The sequence below is a fragment of the Phocaeicola plebeius genome, assembly GCF_003437535.1.
In the GTDB taxonomy this organism is placed as follows: Bacteria; Bacteroidota; Bacteroidia; order Bacteroidales; family Bacteroidaceae; genus Phocaeicola; species Phocaeicola plebeius_A.
The window spans coordinates 24,740-42,315 of the sequence record NZ_QSQT01000014.1 but is presented as its reverse complement, the minus strand read 5'-3'; the positions used below and the strand labels follow the sequence as shown (position 1 = coordinate 42,315).

The window sequence follows — 17,576 nt, the reverse complement described above, 5'->3', positions numbered from 1 at the left end:
TTATTCTCCGAGGATGGTAGCCACGATGCGCCGTCCTCCTCCGTGGTTGCGGAATTCACAGAGATAGATTCCCTGCCAGGTGCCTAAGTTCAGTCGTCCGTCGGTGATGGGGATAGACAAGCTGGCGCCCACCAGTGAGGATTTGGCATGGGCAGGCATGTCGTCCCAGCCTTCCAAGGTATGGTCGTACCAGGACTCGCGTTCGCGCACCAGGTTATTGAATATCTTTTCCATATCGCTGCGTACATCAGGGTCGCAGTTTTCGTTGACCGACAGTCCGGCGCTGGTATGCTGGATAAAAAGATTGAGTAGTCCGGTCTTGGGTAAGGCAGGCAGGTGACTGAGAACCTCGTCGGTCACAAGGTGAAAGCCACGCGCGCGTGCCCGAAGTGTGAAAGTAGTTTGTTGTATCATAATAATAAACGGTATGAAAGATTACGGATTTTATCTGCTCAAAGATAACACAAATCTTTCAGAAGGAGGGAATATAGCGTGAAAAACCTCCTTTTACCATTCGTTCAGCCACTCGTCCAGTGTTTCTCCATCCGTGAAGAGCTCGGGCTCCAGTGTCTGGATGCGTTTCTTCATCCGCGATTTCTGCTGGTAGACTGAAGTAGGAGAGATGGCCGAAAGTACGGCAATTTGCGATACCGTAAAATGAAGTTTGATAAGAATACAATATTGGATATCCATTTCCGTCAGATTCGGGAAACGGGTGGTGAGGCGTGAAGTAAAGTTATTGTACACGTCGTCTACCAAAGCAGCCAGGCAACTTTTGTCTGTTTCTTTAATGAAGCGCGGGCTGTGGCGCAATTCGTTAATGAGCGGCTGTTCAGAGATGAGTCGTTCGGCCAGTCTGTGTTCCCTTTCCCTCAATTGTTCCATTTCATTGGTCAGCGTCTGAATGTGCTGGATATGGCTTTTGTGATTCATTTTTGGCTGGGTCGCATTTCGTTTTTCGTATGTCTTTTTCAAACGATTCATCTTTTCTCTGGGGTTTATTTTTTCACGCTATAATTATACTTTTGGCAAAGTTAGCGCATTCTTATTTACTTTAAAATAAATCCATATATACAGCCTTTGTTTTGTAAATTACTGAAAGTTAGTGTTTTATGTTGTTTTCTTTTTGTGTGTATATATACAGAGGGCCTTTTTTAGAATCTGTGAAGCCATAAATCCAGCGTTTCTCCTTCGGTAAAGCTATCCGTTTTTTGTTGCAGGATGCGTTTCTTCATCCTTGATTTTTGCTGCGATACGGAGCTGGGGGATACCGCCATGAATACAGCTATTTGCGACACACTGAAGCCTAATTTGATGAGGATGCAGAGCTGCTGGTCCAGTTCGGTCAGGTTGGGGAAAGTATCCGTAAGCCGTTCGGTAAAATGTGGATAGATTTCGTTGACCAAGGTAGCAATCCGGACAAAATCCTCGGGTTGCAGAAAGCGCGGTTTGCTCCGAAGTTCAGCCACTAACGGATGGGTAGAAATCAGTTGTCCGGTCAGTGCCTCTTCTCTTTCTTTGAGTCGCAGCATTTCGGTGGTGAGTTCCTGAAGATGTGGAGTTTTGAGCGGTGCGCTTTTCAATTGTTTCCAGTGCGCTTCAATTTGGTGTTGCAGATTTTGGTTGGCAAGATTCAGTTGCCGGTTCTGTTCTTCCAGTTGCTTGATGAGCGACAATTGTGCTTCCTGTTCACTGGCTTTCTGGGTAGAGAGTTGCATTTGCAGTTCCTGGATACTTTCATTGTTTTGTGCCATTAATACCTCGTTGTCCTTTAACTGCTTACTGTATTTTTGCAGTTCGCTGGAAAGGCGGTGAATGGTGCGTTCCTTCTTCTTCAGGTTCTGCTGGTAGAGGACGATAAGTGCCAGAATCACTCCTAACAGCAAGGATACAATTACCGCAATGCGGAGTTCCATTTGCTGGCGGTTGATGATGAGTTCGTAGTTTCGTTGTTGCAGCTGGGCTCTGGTTTCCTGCTGTCGCAATGCCGTGTTGTGCTTGTCTTTGAGGTCTTCTGTGATGGAGTCGCAATACCGTCTGAATACCTGTCCGCTATATGGAAGGCCCATTCTTTCATTTAATGCGGACTGCATCTGATAATATAAGGATTTGAATGATAACATGATTTGGTCTTTTTTCTGCTTTTGCTCTTTGTCCATGCTTTGGGCAGCTTTATCCAAATAATAGAACGCCGAATCATTCTTTCCTAAGTTTATATAAATCTCTGCCAGGCTTAACTGGACAGCATACGGCAGAAAATCTGGGTTGAGACGGATAAGCCGTTGGAATTGGGCGATGGCTTCCCTGTATCTGTGTGCTCCTACCAGCATACAGCCATGGTTTCGCAGAATATGATGGGCGAACAAGGTATCACCGGCTTCTAATGCCAGTTGAAACCCTTTCTCCGGACAATCAATGTTCGATGTATCTCCTCCCAACTGCGATACGAGGGCCAGTGAATATACCATCTGGTAATGCTCCTTCACCGGTAGCTTGTGGGCAATGCGAAGCATGTCTTCAATCATCGCTTTACATTCTAAGAAACGGCTTTGCTTGTATAGCACTTCCAGTTTCTTGCGCTGCAGCACTAACATGTTGGTGGTGTCTTTTCGGGAGATGGCCAGGGCAATGCCTTTGTCGAACACTGTGATGGCCTCATCGTTTGCTTCTTTCCACCTCAGGTACATGCCTTCGAGCAGGTATGTATCCAGTAGTCGTGCGGTATCTGTTGGCTGTTGGCGGTAGTAGGCAATAGCCTGATAGAGCAGGGAATCTTCTAACAAAGACATTTCCAGCTGGTAGTGGGCCATCGCCTTGTTCCATACCAGTTTCATCCGTTCTGCTTCCGGAAGAGACGTTTCATCCTTGATATTAAACAGAAGTTGCAAGGCAGAATCTGGTTGGTGATGATGCAGCAAAGAGTCCGTTTGTTGTAGCAGAGCACTTGCGTGCGGTTGCCTTGTGCAAGTAGCAAACAGCAGCAAGATGCCTGCTATATAGAGAATGGGTTTTATTTTGTGTTTCATGTGGCTGTTGATAAGGTGATATCACTTTTTCGTCCTACAAATATAACGATTTCTTGTTACATACGGTTTTTCTGGCTTTCTCCGGCTCCGGTACCCTTGTACTTACTCTTGGTAGCGTTGAACTTGTAGCGCATGGTCAGTGAGATTCTTCTGAAATTGGTGATATAATCTGTAGTGGTTTTGATGCCGCTATAAATAGTGCAGTCCACATCATCTTTTTCCAACAGATTGGTGACTTGAAGTTGGAAACTCAATCTTTCTTTGAAGAAACTCTTATAGAGCCCCATAGACACATCCAGAGAGTTAATACCCATGTACATGTTCTGTGAATGTCCTTTGGTGTAATAAGTGCCATCTACATCAAATAGGAATCCTGCCGGAAGAGTGAAACTGTTACGCCACACAATGATTGTCCTTGGTTTACTCAGTGTGAGTTTGCCGTCCGGTCCTTCTGCATGAAGCCACTGCTTAAAGACCTGTGCGGTAAGCTGCGGACTCCACCAGCTGATAGTAGGCGATAAGGTGATAGCTGATATGATATTGTTGTAGGGTTCCGTATTGACGGTTTTTAGCAAGGATATGGTAGGATCAGCTTCCGAATAAGGTTCGCAAACCTGAATAATATCGTCTTTCGTACGGTTATAAGTAAAGCTGAAATTCACCCATTTATAGGATGCGGAAAATATAAGGTCCTGATTGATGATAGGTTTGAGAAATGGATTTCCCGTTTGGTAGGTATATCTGTTGCCGTAATATATGTTTCCTCTCAACATATCGTATGAAGGACGCGTGATACCACCGCTATAGCTCAGCTGAATTTGTGTTTTTCCTATGGGAAAGTTTATGTTGACAGAAGGAAATACATTGTTGAACGTGCGGCTTTGTTCGTCGATGTGTTTTCCTTGCTCATAGTAGTCGAACTTCACGTTCTCGTATCTCACTCCGGCTTGCACATCTACCTTGCCGAACGAGTGTGAGTAGTCCATGAAAGCCGCAGTGGAACCTTCTTTTATTTTACTGTCATCATTGTCGAGGATGCCTTCTTGGTTGTGATAGAGGTTTGTTCTGCTAGTATGCGAATACTCACCGCCGAATGACAGATTACCTTTCCATAAAGGATACGACACAATCAGTTTTGTGGCATACAGTGTTCCGTTGTTTTTGTTGAAGGTATTGACATTGTTCTCCGTTTCTCCATTGGTGATTTCTCTTGTGTGCTGGCTTTCTTCTTTTACGTTCCACAAACCGTCGGCATTGAAATCAATGTTCCAGTCGCCTATCTGTCCGTTATAGTAATAGTTCAGGCTGTGTCTTGTAGAAGGGTCTTCACCAATCATTGTACTTGCATTGTTTTCGTACAGTTCTTGGTCAGCATAGATATTGGCTGTGTAACGCCAGTCGCCTGAAGAGTTGAAGTATTTGTCCATATCGTAGCGTACACCCATGGAGTGTTTCTCATTGAACTGGTAGTTTAGTGAAAGGATGCCTTGGACATTACTATTGGAGTTCTTTCCGTAAGAAGCATCCATTTTCTGTTCCCACAGTTTGTCGAGATAAGTCTTCATGCCAATCTGCTGGTTATTCCCGTTGCGGAATCTGCCTCCGAACAATGTTCCCGACAGGTCGAAACCTCCTTTCCGGTAATTGAAATTAAACTGGTCGAAAGTAGTCCAGCCATACGTTCTTCGGTGGCGGGTTACAAAACGGTTATTAAATCCGAATCCTTCGCCTGCTGCTTTCTTTGTAATGATGCGAATGACGGCTTTCACGGAAGCATCGTATCTTGCTCCGGGATTCTTCACAACCTCCACGCGCTTGATTTGTTCGGACGATAACTGGTCAATTTCCGAATTGTCGCGTACCTTGCGTCCGTTGATGTAAATCTCGGCAGTGCCCGAGCCAAATACGTTTACTTCTTCATCTTCCGCAGAAACGCCCGGAATCTTGTTCAATAAATCTTCACCTGTTCCAGCCTTTTCGAGTACACTACCCGTAACAGTGGTAATCATGGCATCACCTTTGAGCTGCATCTTGGGCAAATCGGCCTTTACCACGACTTCTCCTAACTGTTGTGTGTCTGATGTCAGCTGTATTACCCCTAAGTTGGCAGGTTGGATGGGTTTGTATACAGTGTTGTATCCGATTGAAGAAATACGTACAAGCTGATTCGGTGTGGTGGTATTCAGGCTGAACGTGCCGTCTTCAGCTGTGACGGTTCCCGTGACGAAGGTCGAGTCGGGGAGTGCCAGAAGGACTACGTTGGCATAAGGAAGAGGTTGTTTGTTTTCGTCGATTAATTTTCCACTGACGGTCTGTGCGGCAATTTCACCGGCAGATGTGAGGCTGCATAATAGCAGGAGCGCTTTTCCAATTGTGTGCATACGATACTTGTTTTCTTATTATTTGCAAAGTGTGTTTGTCTACTTTTTTTGATAGTAGTTTCTGTATTGCAAATATAGAAAGAAGAATTGTATGTATGCGAAAAACGGTCTCTACAGGTTTGTTCTTGATAAAACCTGTATGCAGCTGATTTATTGTATTTTAAATATAACATCGGAATCATGTATCTCTACAATTTGTGTTTTTTATATTTTAAGAGCTGATAAGTTCTTGAAGAAAGACATTTTCGGTAGTCTGTTTTTCTACATATACAGTTTTTCAGAATAACAAATAAAGGACAACTTCTTGCGAGGCTGTCCTTTAAAATGTAATTAGAGTGTGATTTTTATAATGATTGTACAAGTTTATATGGTTATACCGGTTTCACGATCTACATTATTCGTGGTCTTTCCCTCTGCATTCTCATCAATCAGTTTTCGCTTGTTGAGGAGCCTGCCAGAAGTATCGGTCGTCGTTGACGGAATAGTTCCTCGGGTTCCGTTCCTCGCTGTCGCAGCCAGTAGGTTGCAGGAAGATGTAGTTGATGAGCTTCTCCCGATCGCTTTCCGTGTTGAACCCATAGCGTGTCCAGCTTTCCAGGTAGAACAGATTTTTTGCCATGTACTCGTACAGATAGTCTTCCGTCGTGGTCTTCTTTTCATTGTTCCAGTTGGCTTCTTCGTTTACATGGACTGGCTGGCCGTTTCTGAGGCGTGCACGCACTTCCTGTACGCTCAGCAGGTTGCCCAGCTCGTCCGTCACCCAAGCGTCGTTCGTGGGGTCTATCCAGAGCCATTTGCCGAGAGTGGACGAATAGACGGCGTTGATGACGTGGCAGTCGTTGATATACGTCTTCGGCATACAGGTAATGACACGCGACGGAATGCCCATCGACAGGTAGCACTCGTTCAGTACCGTAGCCAACCCGCGGCAGTTCAAGCCCCGGCTGCCGTCCTTGCAGGCTTCAGCAAAATTGATAGAGTTGTTTCCACCCTTCGGGTTGCCGTTCTGTCCGTCGTGACGTATCTTGTCGTGAATATAAGTCAGGATACGTTTGATGGTAACCAGTTCATTGCCCGGCACGGCTACACTGTCCAGCTGGAAATAGTCACGGACACGCTTCAGGTCGGGGTCATCAGCCTGCGCATAGACAATCTGGGGCAGACTGTCGACTGACTGCGTGCGGGTGTATTCCGGCGCATTCTGCAGGATATAAAGGTAATCGGTGGTTTCTTTCAGACGCTTCAGGGCGGGTTGTAGTTCAGGTGCGTCCAGAATGTCTTTCAGGTCTTCGTCGTTGGTTATCCTGTTGTAGCTTACTTCAATCTTTCCGCTGTCCAGTGCTTTGAGCAGGTTGTTGGCGGCTTCTTGTTTTTTCCCTTGTATTGCCTGGGTACTGGCCATGTTATAGTAGCTGGAGTATTTGAAGTAAGCATAGCCTTCGGCCAGTTGCGTCGCATGTGCGTCGTATAAGTCGATAATCTTCTGACAGAGGGCTTCGGCAGTCGGATAGTCCTTTCCGGTATATGCATCAGAGAGCAGTGTGTTCAGCGAGTCGGTGGAGGCCAGAAACTTCCGTTCGGCATCGGTTTGTGCTGACAGGCTTGTAAAGCAGATTAAATTCAAAAGTAAAATCAGTAGGTATCCTTTCAGTATTTTCATTGTGTATTCTGTTTAAAAATTGGTTTTCAATAGGGCGTTCAGGTTATAAAACATTATATTCTTCAGTCGTACCTTTTATGACATTCATTCTTGGAACTGATATAAAACTTACATACGGTTCTTCTGGCTGTCGCCTGCTCCTGTTCCCTTGTACTTGCTCTTGGTAGCATTGAACTTATAGCGTAAAGTGATGCCAATATTTCTGCGGGCTTCCATTTTTCCTGTCATCAGACGGTTACCACTGTAAATGGTTGATTTAGCCTGATATGAGTTGAAAAGATCATAGGCTTTCAGCTGAACCGAAAGACGGTCTTTAAAGAAACTCTTGTAAAGACTGATATTGGCAAACCAGCACCATTCTTCGACCTTTGTATTTTCGTTGTCACCCGGAGTGTCAAAACCTAAATCTACATCGAGACTGATACCAAGAGGCAACTTGAAATTGTTGTTCCAGGCAAAGTTCAATATTGGATTATTGAAGTTTTCTGTTCCATTGGATGTCTCCACCTTATACCATTGCTGGAGCAGAAGGAAATTGAACTGGGGAGACCATAACCCGATGGTGGGAGACAATGTCAGAGTGGTATATAACTTGTCACTGTTATACATGTTGTAGAAGGAATATAACGAAACAGTCGGATCATCTTCCGAATATGCCCTGCTTAACTGTGTAATGGCATCTTCTCCGTGTATATATCGTGAATTGAGGTATATCCACTTGTATGACACATTCAACGTAAGACGGTTTATCAGTGACGGTCTCAGCAGCGGGTTACCTCCTTCATAGGTATATCGGTTTCCGTACATGATGTCACTTCTCAGCATCCAGTATGAAGGGCGGTAGATACTGCCGGTGTAGGTCAATTGTGTCTGTACTTTACCAATCGGAAGATTCAAGGATATGGACGGGAATACGTTGTCGTATGTCCTGCTCTGCTCGTCCATATACTTGCCATCCTCGTAATAGTCGGAAGACAGATGCTCATAGCGCACACCTAACTGTGCCTGTAGCTTGCCGAAGCTGCGGGCATATTCCAGAAATGCCGAAGTGGAGTTTTCTTTGATGCTGCTGTTATTGTTATCCAGGATTCCTTCCACATTCATGTACGAATTATCCCGGTTCGTATAGGTGTATTCCCCGCCAAAAGAGAGGTTTCCTCCCCATAATGGATGTCCGAATACCAGTTTGGTTGCATAAAGGGTATTGTCTGTCAGATTCTTGGTGGTGACAGTCTGTTTCTCTAAGGAACCTCCCGCTGGAGTGAACTGCTCGAGCATCTCCTGTGGATTCTTCGTATCCGACCAGAATCCGTCCGCATTGAAGTCGATATTCCAGTCTCCTACACGTCCGTTATAATAAGCATTGAGAGTATGTCTGGTTTCCTGTGTATTTCTCCAGCCCGTAGTGTGACTCTCCTCATAAAGAGCATTATCCTGATACACCAGGGTATTCATCGGATCTACCGTTTCATGACGTTCCGGTGTCCGGTCATAATCATAGCGTGCACCCAGAGAGTGATTCTCGTTAAACTGATAATTCAGCGACAGCATGGCCGAAACATCTTTCATGTCATATTGTGTGCAGAGATATGAATCCTGTATCCATGTTTTATCCAACAGTGTTTTCTGTGTGATGGTCTTGCGGTCTTCTGTGTATCCTTTCTTGCCATACAGCATACCCGAAAGGTCAAATCCTCCTTTTCGGTAATTGAAGTTGTACTGGTCCAGCACATTCCATCCGTAACCGTAACCTGTATAAAAACGGTTGTTGAAACCGAATCCTTCACCTTGCGGCTTTTTGGTCTGAATACGGATAACCGCATTGACCGTCGCATCATAGCGCGAGCCGGGATTGTTCACCACTTCCACGCTTTTGATGTTGTCGGAAGCAAGTTGGTCGAGTTCAGATTTATCCCTTACTTTACGGCCGTTGATATATATTTCAGGAGTTCCGGCACCAAATACTTTAATATCCCCTTCATTAGCCGATACGCCGGGTATTTTGTTTAACAGGTCATTTCCTGTTCCTGCGTTTTCAAGGATACTGCCTGCTACGGTAGTCACCATGGCATCCCCTTTTACACGTGTTTTTGGTAAATCGGCTTTAACTACGACTTCTCCTAACTGTTGTGTGTCTGATGTCAGCTGTATTACCCCTAAGTTGGCAGGTTGGACGGGTTTGTATACGGTGTTATATCCGATGGAAGAAATACGTACAAGCTGATTCGGTGTGGTGGTATTCAGGCTGAACGTACCGTCTTCAGCCGTAACGGTTCCCGTGACGAAGGTCGAGTCGGGGAGTGACAGAAGGACCACGTTGGCGTAGGGGAGGGGTTGTTTGTTTTCGTCGATTAATTTTCCACTGACGGTCTGTGCGGCTATTTCGCCGGCAGATGTGAGGCTGCATAATAGCAGGAGTGCTTTTCCAATTGTGTGCATACGATACTTGTTTTCTTATTATTTGCAAAGTGTGTTTGTCTACTTTTTTTGATAGTAGTTTCTGTATTGCAAATATAGAAAGAAAAATCTCATGTCTGCGAAAAATCGGTCTCTACAGCCCTGTATGCAAATAGCGTGCATATATCTCTGTTTATCAGTGGATTTATGTGAGAAACCTAAACGGGAAATCTCTACAAGTGTATTTTGAGATGAATTTTATGAGGAAATGAGAAAGAAAACACTACGCGTAGAGTGAATTGTAAATCCTCAGGACATTTATGGTCAAATCTTTTATCAGTATCTATGTTTCTCCTGCCGGAACCTTACGTTTTCCTTACGGAAACCGTATGTTTCCGCCGTGAGAAACGTACGGTTTACGTACGCGAAACCTAAAGAATATCTTTGCTTATTTCTATTTAGATTGGCGGGTTTTCAAGTCTTTGGAGAGAGGAAAAAGGCAGCATCTCACATAAGGGCATAAAAAAAGGAGTTCCGCTGAACTCCAACCTTTGTTAACCTTAAATCTAATACTATGAAAAACACATTGCAAAGGTACGTATTTTCTGTTTCTCTGCAAGTAAAATGATGCTTAAAATCTGTTTTATAACATCTATTATAATTTGCATTTGCCAGAAAGGTTTTTGTTAACGCTTCTTTTACTACCTTTGCAATTAAAAAATAGACAGATTATGGCATTTGAAGCGACGAAAAGAGAATGGGGAGAACTGTATGCGTTTTTCCGGCTGCTGGCCGACGGTTACGTGTACGGTGGTACTCCTGATGTGAAGAAAAACGAAGCACTCCGTCTTCCGGTGGCAATGGTTCAGCGGGAAGAACATGACGGCACGCGTCAGTATATTTTGGAAAAAGATACCGTGCATCTGAAAGGAGAGAATATAGACAAGCGGATTCCTCGTGAAGACTTTGCTACGGTGGCAGAGCTTATCTATGCAGCGATTCGTCAGAGCCGGGAGGATGATGTTACTTCGCCTGATGGCGTAGAGGAGTTTCTGGATGAGGTGGCCATTTTTGATTTGGAAGCCAAGACGGACGACCGCACAGATTTCAGCGTGGCTTTTTACTCGGTAGATGCTCCGCTCACTGGATTCTGTGTCCGTTCCCGTCTGGGAGTGATGATTCCGTTGCTTGACGGGGGAAGAACTGCCAATTTCAAGTTTGAGCAGACAGGTGTGAAGTTTGCTACTCCGACCGTCAACAAAATCAATGCGGAAGGTGAGGAGGATGATGTCATATCCCGCATGTTGATGATAGAGCGTCTGGGAGGTACACTGAAGTACAGTGATGTGGCCGATAAGATTTTCCGCAGCAACCTGTCCATGATTGATTTGCACATGGGACGACTGATGGCGGAAATGACACGCTTGATGTGGCTGGACGGTATTACGAAGGTGTCGGAACTGACGGAGGAAATCAAAAAGCTGAATCCGCTGAAGATAAAGGACGAGCTGATTACGAAGCATGGCTTCTATGAATACAAGGTGAAAGAGCTGCTGCTGGCATTGGCCATGGGACTTCGTCCGGCAAAATTGTACAACGGAACAGACTCTGCCATTGCAGGGTTCCTTTTCGTGACGGGTGACGGGGAAGTGTTGTGCTATCAGCGTGCTTTCCGCCAGACATTTGCCGATTTCCTTTTCCAGAACAGCCGCTTGGAGAAAGGTTCTACGGAAAAAGACAAGTATGGTTATCTGGAACGTGAAAATGGAGTGTACTACTTTAAACTGAATCTGAAAATCGGTTTGCTGAAGCGATAAGTCTTAGACATGGATAAAAGAAAAACGGATTCTCCGACTGAAACGTCAGGGAATCCGTTTTTTTGTGCATTTCCGCTGAGGGAATTATTCTTCGTGGTTGCTGTAATATTTCATGAACTGTGTACGTTCGAACGGGTTGATGTCGCCTGCGGCTGAGGCATTCATCTTTCCTTTGAACTGTGTAATGGAATCATATCCTTTGTCGTCCATCCATTCGGTCAGTTCTTTCTTCATCTCTTCAATTATCTGGTTGCCGTGCTGGTAGATAACGCTGCAAACTTCTACGGCAGCAGCGCCTGAAAGCAGAGACTTGATAACGCCTTTTCCGTTGTGTACGCCGCCTGAAACAGCATAATCCAGCTGAGGAACTTCTGCCGAAGCAATGGCTGTCCAGCGGATGCGGTCAGACAATTCAGAAGGTGAACTCATTACATTGGCTGTAGTGAAAGTCAGGTTGTCAATCTGGATGTCCGGCTGGTAGAAGCGGTTGAACAATACCACAGCAGCAGCGCCGTTGGCATACAACTGGTTGACGAGTGCAACCGGATTAGTCAGGTTGCTGCCCAGTTTCATAATCACCGGGATGCGGACTACTTTCTTGATGTGGCGCAGGATGTCGATGTGACGCTGTTCAAAGCTTCCCGGTGTGTAATCCTTGCTGGTCTGCAAAGAAAGGATATTCAGTTCCAGTGCATCGGCTCCGGCTTCTTCCATCAGGCGGGCAAAATCTGTCCATTCGCTGTCACTGTAGCAGTTGATGCTGGCGATTACCGGAATCTTGCAGTGTTTCTTTACGTCTTCAATCAGGGTGATATGTTCGTTCAGCGCATGTGAGCGTACGTATGCTCCCAGGTAGTCGTCGGCTTCGGGTGAGCCATAGCCCTGCATGCTTCCTGCCTGCATGTTTATTTGTTCTTCGAATACTGATTTCAGTACTACTGCACCGGCTCCGGCTTCTTCCAGTTTCTGAATTTTAGCCAGGCTGTTAGTCAGTCCAGAACTGCTGATAATAATCGGGTTGTTCAGAGTTAACCCTGCAAAAGTTGTTTTTAGTTGTGCCATATTCTTCTCGTTTTTAATATACTCTATCTCCAAAAATCTTGCTGCCTACACGTACCATTGTACTTCCTGCCTGAACTGCCAGCGGATAGTCGTGCGACATGCCCATGGAAATTTCCTTGAAGGTATCACAATCTTTAAAATAGGTAGCTTTCAGTTCAGTGAAGAAACGGTGAAGGCTTTCAAATTCATTGGTGATTTGTGATTCGTCGTCCGTATTGGTGGCCATTCCCATGACTCCGCTGATGCATACATGTGTCAGCTCTTTCCACGGGGTGGTTTCCAACATCTCGCGACAAGCTTCAAAAGAAAATCCGTATTTGCTTTCTTCTTCTGCGATATGGATTTCCAGCAGGCAAGGAATCACCCGGTTGCATTTAGCCGCCTGTTTGTCGATTTCAGCCAGTAGCTTGTAACTGTCTACGGCATGAATCATGGCGATGTAGGGTGCGATGTACTTCACTTTGTTGGTCTGCAGGTGGCCGATGAAATGCCACTGAATATCGGCGGGCAGGGAAGCCTGCTTCTTGCTCAGTTCCTGTTCCTTGCTTTCTCCGAAGATGCGCTGTCCGGTTTCGTATGCAGTCAGAATCGCTTCGTTCGGGTGAAATTTGGATACAGCAACCAGGCTGACCTGGGGAGGAAGTTGTGCCCGTATTTCTTTTAAATTAGACTGAATATCCATGGTGTGATATGTGTTTGTTTATCGTTTGTCTGCATCCGGGAATTCCGGTTTTACGTCAGGTTCTGCAGAGTAGGGGTATACGTCCATCAGTGCAGTTTCGGCAACCGATGCGATGACGTAGTCGGCCATTGTACCCTTCATGCCTTCGTCCAGTTTCTTCACGGCATCGCGCAGGTCGGCAGCCTGTACCAGTACGTTGGTTGCTGTTTTCTTTTCCGCACCGCTTTTCTCGTCGAGGGTGATGAAGTAGAGCTTGCACTTGAACCAGCGGTCGGCAGCTTCCTCGTCGCTGGGGAAGAGCTCGCTGTAGTTGGCGCGTTTGATGTCGGATACAGTGAATTCTCCGCTGATGAACGGAGTGATTTCTTCGATAATACGCGATTCAGCTTCGGTGAAACTGAGTGCGTCCACCAGATAGGGTTCCGTTACTTTCTTGTTCATTCCGTTTTCGGCTATTTTCTCGTAACGGATTTTGCATTCAAACCAATTATGCATCATAATTTTTCTTGCTTTTCAATTTGTAATATTTCACACAAAGATACGATTATAAATTGAATGAGAGAATAAATGGTTTTGAAAAATCAGTCAATTCTTGGTTTGCAACGGTTTTGTTGCATGAATTCCTGAATGAGGTCGGTGTAATTCCCTTGAATCAGAATGTGGTGGTTGCCTAGCGGATTGTGCAGGAAATAGTCTGCCGGCTTATCCAGGCGTACCTTTAGCTGTGTGCGGCAACAGGTTACCATATTGGTATTTTCAATAAGATGTCCCGATGACAGATAATATTCGTCCAGGCATTCTCCGCCACATTTGAAGAGGGTAACTTCGCCTGGGTGTACAATGCCCTGGATGGCAATGCCGCTTTCTGTTTCAAAATGGTTTCGGATAATAAACTCTTCGGCCATTTTAGTAGGGATGGAGCAGTGTGCCAGCAGTACCTCGTTACGGGCAAGGTCTACAAACGAGGGATTGGCCATAAAGCCGGGCTTTCCGATGAGCTCTTTTACCATCAGTAAGGTCATGATGGACTGCAAGTCACCTTCGCATCCGGCAGGTATTCCTTCGTCATTTAGCAGAGAAAGGGCCAAGCAGCCTGTGGTTTTCAGACTTTGGATCAGCGAGAAGCAGGACAAGGTAAGAGCGTCCAAGTTTTCTTCCTGGCATACACGCCGGATGGCCTTATATAATCGCATGGCCCGAAGCAGCTCTTCTGGGGTTGCTTCCTGAATTCCTTTGGCACGGTTGGCAAACAAAGAGGCTTCAGGTCCTATTTCATCTTCCGTAATCTCGTGGAAAGCTTTTTCTACGGTTTCAATGGAGATGTCCGTGTAAGTCACTCCCCAACGCTGTCCGGCTAACAGGTAATCCACATGACTGGCTACCAGCCAGGAGGCTGGAGTGCCGATTACGCCGATGCGTTTCTTTTTCAAGGAACGTTTGGCGGCAAACGCCTGGTGATGTAAAAGTACCTGATTTACCATATTGGGCACTGATCCATGGATGATTTTTACCTTCATGTCTCTCGACTGAATCCATGCCGAGATTTCAAGGGCGGCAGCCAGTGAGTTGTTCAGGCCGTCCGTCAGCAGAGTGATGGGATAGGGCAGGATGCTGAAAAAACGTACTACAGCATTCTCTACACCCCCGCTGGCTATGAATGCCATTTTGTATTCATGGCTGGGAATGCTTTCAGAGTCTGTATAGTTGACAAGGTGAAGGGTGAAATGTTTTTCCAGTTCCACGAACAGGTCTTTATGCTTTTCGTAGACTTGCTCTACCTTGTATGTGCCGGCTGTAAATATAATTAGGTAAAGGTTCATAATGCTTGAGTGTTTGGTTATCGATAGCAAACATACGGATTTTTTGGGTAGAAGACTTGGAAAATGCCTGAAAAGGCGTTAAACTTTACTTGGAGGGCCTTTTTCTCAAAAGAAAGGAGTAGCCGTATTTTTCTGAGCACAAAGTTGTTTAATTTCGACATTCGCTTTATCTTTGCATTTCAGAATCTTTTTTAAACTATAAAATATGCCAAAAATATCCATCAGAGGAACTGAAATGCCGGAGTCGCCGATACGTAAGCTTGCGCCTTTGGCTGAAGCTGCGAAAGAGAGAGGAATTCATGTATATCACTTGAATATTGGTCAGCCTGACCTGCCTACTCCACGAGCGGCCCTCGATGCGATTCGAAATATTGACCGCCAGGTGTTGGAATATAGTCCCAGCCAGGGATACAGAAGTTATAGAGAGCGCCTGGTGGGATATTATGAGAAGTACGACATTCACCTGGATGCCGATGACATTATCATTACTACCGGAGGGTCGGAAGCTGTGCTGTTTGCGTTTATGAGCTGTCTGAATCCGGGGGATGAGATTATCGTGCCGGAACCGGCGTATGCCAACTACATGGCGTTTGCGATTTCGGCAGGAGCGGTTATCCGTACGGTGACGACTACCATCGACGAAGGTTTCTCTTTGCCGAAGGTAGAGAAGTTTGAGGAGTTGATTAATGAACGCACCAAGGGTATCTTGATTTGTAACCCGAATAACCCGACCGGGTATCTGTACACTCGCCGGGAGATGAATCAGATTCGGGATTTGGTGAAGAAGTACGACTTGTTCCTCTTCTCCGATGAAGTGTATCGTGAATTTATCTATACAGGTTCTCCTTATATTTCTGCCTGTCATCTGGAAGGCATCGAACAGAATGTGGTATTGATTGACTCCGTATCGAAACGTTATTCGGAATGTGGAATTCGTATCGGTGCACTGATTACGAAGAATCCGGAAGTGCGCAAGGCGGTGATGAAATTCTGCCAGGCCCGTTTGAGTCCACCGTTGATTGGCCAGATTGCAGCTGAGGCTTCACTCGATGAACCGGAAGAATATGCTCGCGAAACGTATGATGAATACGTGGAACGCCGTAAATGTTTGATTGACGGATTGAACCGTATACCGGGTGTCTATTCTCCGATACCGATGGGAGCTTTCTATACCGTAGCTAAATTGCCGGTGGATGATTGCGAGAAATTCTGCGCATGGTGTTTGTCTGATTTCAATTATGAAGGAGAAACCGTCATGATGGCACCTGCCAGCGGATTCTATACTACACCGGGCGGCGGTAAAAACGAGGTTCGTGTGGCTTATGTATTGAAGAAAGAAGACCTGGTACGGGCTTTGTTCATTCTGCGTAAGGCGCTCGAAGCCTATCCGGGAAGGGTGGATGAATGATGAGCAACTGGAAATTTTTTATTGCCCGACGGATTTACCGTAGCAGGGAAGGAGAGAAAGAAGTATCAAAACCGGCCGTACGCATTGCGATGGCCGGTATTGCTATCGGACTGGCCGTGATGATTGTGTCGGTGGCGGTGGTCATCGGCTTCAAGCATCAGGTGCGCGACAAGGTGATAGGCATGGGCTCTGATATTGTGGTTTCCAGTATCGAAGGAGCTCAGCTTTACCAGATGAATCCGGTGGTAGCAAACGACAGCTTGTTGTCGGTGATACGGAATATTCCCCAGGTGAGTCACGTGCAGCGTTACGCTACGAAACCGGGCATGATCATGACCGCTGATAACTTTCAGGGAATGATTGTGAAGGGGGTGGCGCAGGAATACGACTGGACGTACCTGAAGGCACACTTGCAGGAAGGAGAGATTCCTGCACTGACGGACTCCGTAGCCAGCAACCGTGTGCTGGTTTCCCGCTCCATGGCCGACAAACTTTCATTGAAGGTAGGTGATAAGCTTTATACTTATTATATAGAAGGCAATGTGCGTGCCCGTCGGTTGACGGTGAGTGGGATATTCCAAACCAATTTCTCTGCATTCGATGATTATTTCCTGATAACTGACATGTACATGGTTCGTCGTCTGAACGGTTGGGAACCGGATCAGGTGGGAGGCGTGGAAGTGGCCGTGTCGGATTATCGTTTCTTGGACTCGGTGAATGACGATATTCGTGGTCATATTCAGGAACAGACAGACCGTTATGGGGCAATCTATTGTTCCCGTACTTCAGAGGAACTTTATCCTCAGATTTTTGCGTGGCTCGACTTGCTGGATACTAATGTATGGGTCATTCTGATTCTGATGACCGGAGTGGCGGGCTTTACCATGATTTCCGGATTACTGATTATTATTCTCGAACGTACGCAGATGATTGGGGTGTTGAAAGCGTTGGGGGCCAACAACGCTTCCATTCGTCAGATATTCCTGTCATTTTCTGTTTTCCTTATCGGAAGGGGAATGTGTTGGGGAAATGTCATCGGACTGTCGTGTTGTCTTATTCAGTATTTTTTCGAACCGATTAAGTTAGATCCGGCTACGTACTATGTCAATGCAGTGCCCGTAGAGCTTCATTTGGGCTGGATTGTATTGTTGAACGTGTGTACCTTGCTGGTGTCGGTAGGGATGCTGGTCGGTCCTTCTTATCTGATAAGCCACATTCATCCTGCAAAATCCATCCGTTTTGAATAAATCCTGCTTCAAAATCAAGAGCAAACAAATCTTTTTTACTAATTTTGCACTCTCAATTGATATTAAAGAATAAAAT

13 protein-coding genes are annotated in these 17,576 nt (G+C 45.7%); 3 read left to right on the top strand and 10 right to left on the bottom strand.

What is annotated here, in order from left to right:
* From DXD04_RS08700 to DXD04_RS08675, 6 genes are all read right to left on the bottom strand, one after another.
* The gene (locus DXD04_RS08700) at window positions 1-414 is read right to left on the bottom strand and encodes a secondary thiamine-phosphate synthase enzyme YjbQ (protein ID WP_007561948.1); all 414 of its coding nucleotides are present in this window, start codon (window positions 412-414) and stop codon (window positions 1-3) included.
* Between the two features lie 93 nt (window positions 415-507).
* On the bottom strand, window positions 508-984 hold the full coding sequence (locus DXD04_RS08695; protein WP_117672650.1) for a hypothetical protein: 477 nt from the start codon (window positions 982-984) through the stop codon (window positions 508-510).
* A 170-nt stretch (window positions 985-1,154) separates the two neighbouring features.
* Window positions 1,155-3,026 (bottom strand): tetratricopeptide repeat protein, encoded by a 1,872-nt coding sequence (locus DXD04_RS16890; protein WP_259299538.1) that lies wholly within the window; start codon window positions 3,024-3,026, stop codon window positions 1,155-1,157.
* A gap of 56 nt (window positions 3,027-3,082) precedes the next feature.
* Entirely contained in the window at window positions 3,083-5,407 is a 2,325-nt protein-coding gene (locus tag DXD04_RS08685) for an outer membrane beta-barrel family protein (protein WP_117672649.1), read from the bottom strand.
* 424 nt (window positions 5,408-5,831) lie between these two features.
* The gene (locus DXD04_RS16885) at window positions 5,832-7,067 is read right to left on the bottom strand and encodes a transglutaminase domain-containing protein (protein WP_259299537.1); all 1,236 of its coding nucleotides are present in this window, start codon (window positions 7,065-7,067) and stop codon (window positions 5,832-5,834) included.
* Window positions 7,068-7,175: 108 nt separating this feature from the next.
* The gene (locus DXD04_RS08675; RefSeq protein WP_117672647.1) at window positions 7,176-9,506 is read right to left on the bottom strand and encodes a TonB-dependent receptor domain-containing protein; all 2,331 of its coding nucleotides are present in this window, start codon (window positions 9,504-9,506) and stop codon (window positions 7,176-7,178) included.
* A 689-nt stretch (window positions 9,507-10,195) separates the two neighbouring features.
* Between DXD04_RS08675 and DXD04_RS08670 the strand changes: the two genes are divergently transcribed.
* Window positions 10,196-11,281, top strand: a complete 1,086-nt coding sequence (locus tag DXD04_RS08670; RefSeq protein WP_117672645.1) for an HpaII family restriction endonuclease — start codon at window positions 10,196-10,198, stop codon at window positions 11,279-11,281.
* Between the two features lie 84 nt (window positions 11,282-11,365).
* Here DXD04_RS08670 and DXD04_RS08665 read toward each other — a convergent pair whose 3' ends face one another.
* The 4 genes from DXD04_RS08665 to DXD04_RS08650 form a co-directional block, all read right to left on the bottom strand.
* Window positions 11,366-12,343 carry a dihydroorotate dehydrogenase-like protein gene (locus tag DXD04_RS08665; protein WP_117672643.1) on the bottom strand — a complete coding sequence of 326 codons (978 nt, stop codon included), beginning with the start codon at window positions 12,341-12,343 and terminating at the stop codon, window positions 11,366-11,368.
* A gap of 13 nt (window positions 12,344-12,356) precedes the next feature.
* Window positions 12,357-13,025, bottom strand: coding sequence for a YggS family pyridoxal phosphate-dependent enzyme (locus DXD04_RS08660; RefSeq protein WP_117672641.1), 669 nt, complete (start codon window positions 13,023-13,025; stop codon window positions 12,357-12,359).
* Window positions 13,026-13,043: 18 nt separating this feature from the next.
* Complete coding sequence (locus tag DXD04_RS08655; protein ID WP_117672639.1) at window positions 13,044-13,526, bottom strand: DUF4494 domain-containing protein; 483 nt, start codon at window positions 13,524-13,526, stop codon at window positions 13,044-13,046.
* Window positions 13,527-13,606: 80 nt separating this feature from the next.
* A complete protein-coding gene (locus DXD04_RS08650) occupies window positions 13,607-14,845 on the bottom strand; it encodes a fucose isomerase (protein ID WP_117672637.1) in 1,239 nt (412 codons plus the stop codon).
* A 205-nt stretch (window positions 14,846-15,050) separates the two neighbouring features.
* Between DXD04_RS08650 and DXD04_RS08645 the strand changes: the two genes are divergently transcribed.
* On the top strand, window positions 15,051-16,253 hold the full coding sequence (locus tag DXD04_RS08645) for a pyridoxal phosphate-dependent aminotransferase (RefSeq protein WP_117672635.1): 1,203 nt from the start codon (window positions 15,051-15,053) through the stop codon (window positions 16,251-16,253).
* Window positions 16,250-17,500: an ABC transporter permease gene (locus DXD04_RS08640; RefSeq protein ID WP_117672633.1), complete on the top strand. Its 1,251-nt coding sequence runs from the start codon at window positions 16,250-16,252 to the stop codon at window positions 17,498-17,500. Before DXD04_RS08645 ends, DXD04_RS08640 begins: the two co-directional genes overlap by 4 nt.
* Window positions 17,501-17,576 lie beyond the last annotated feature (76 nt).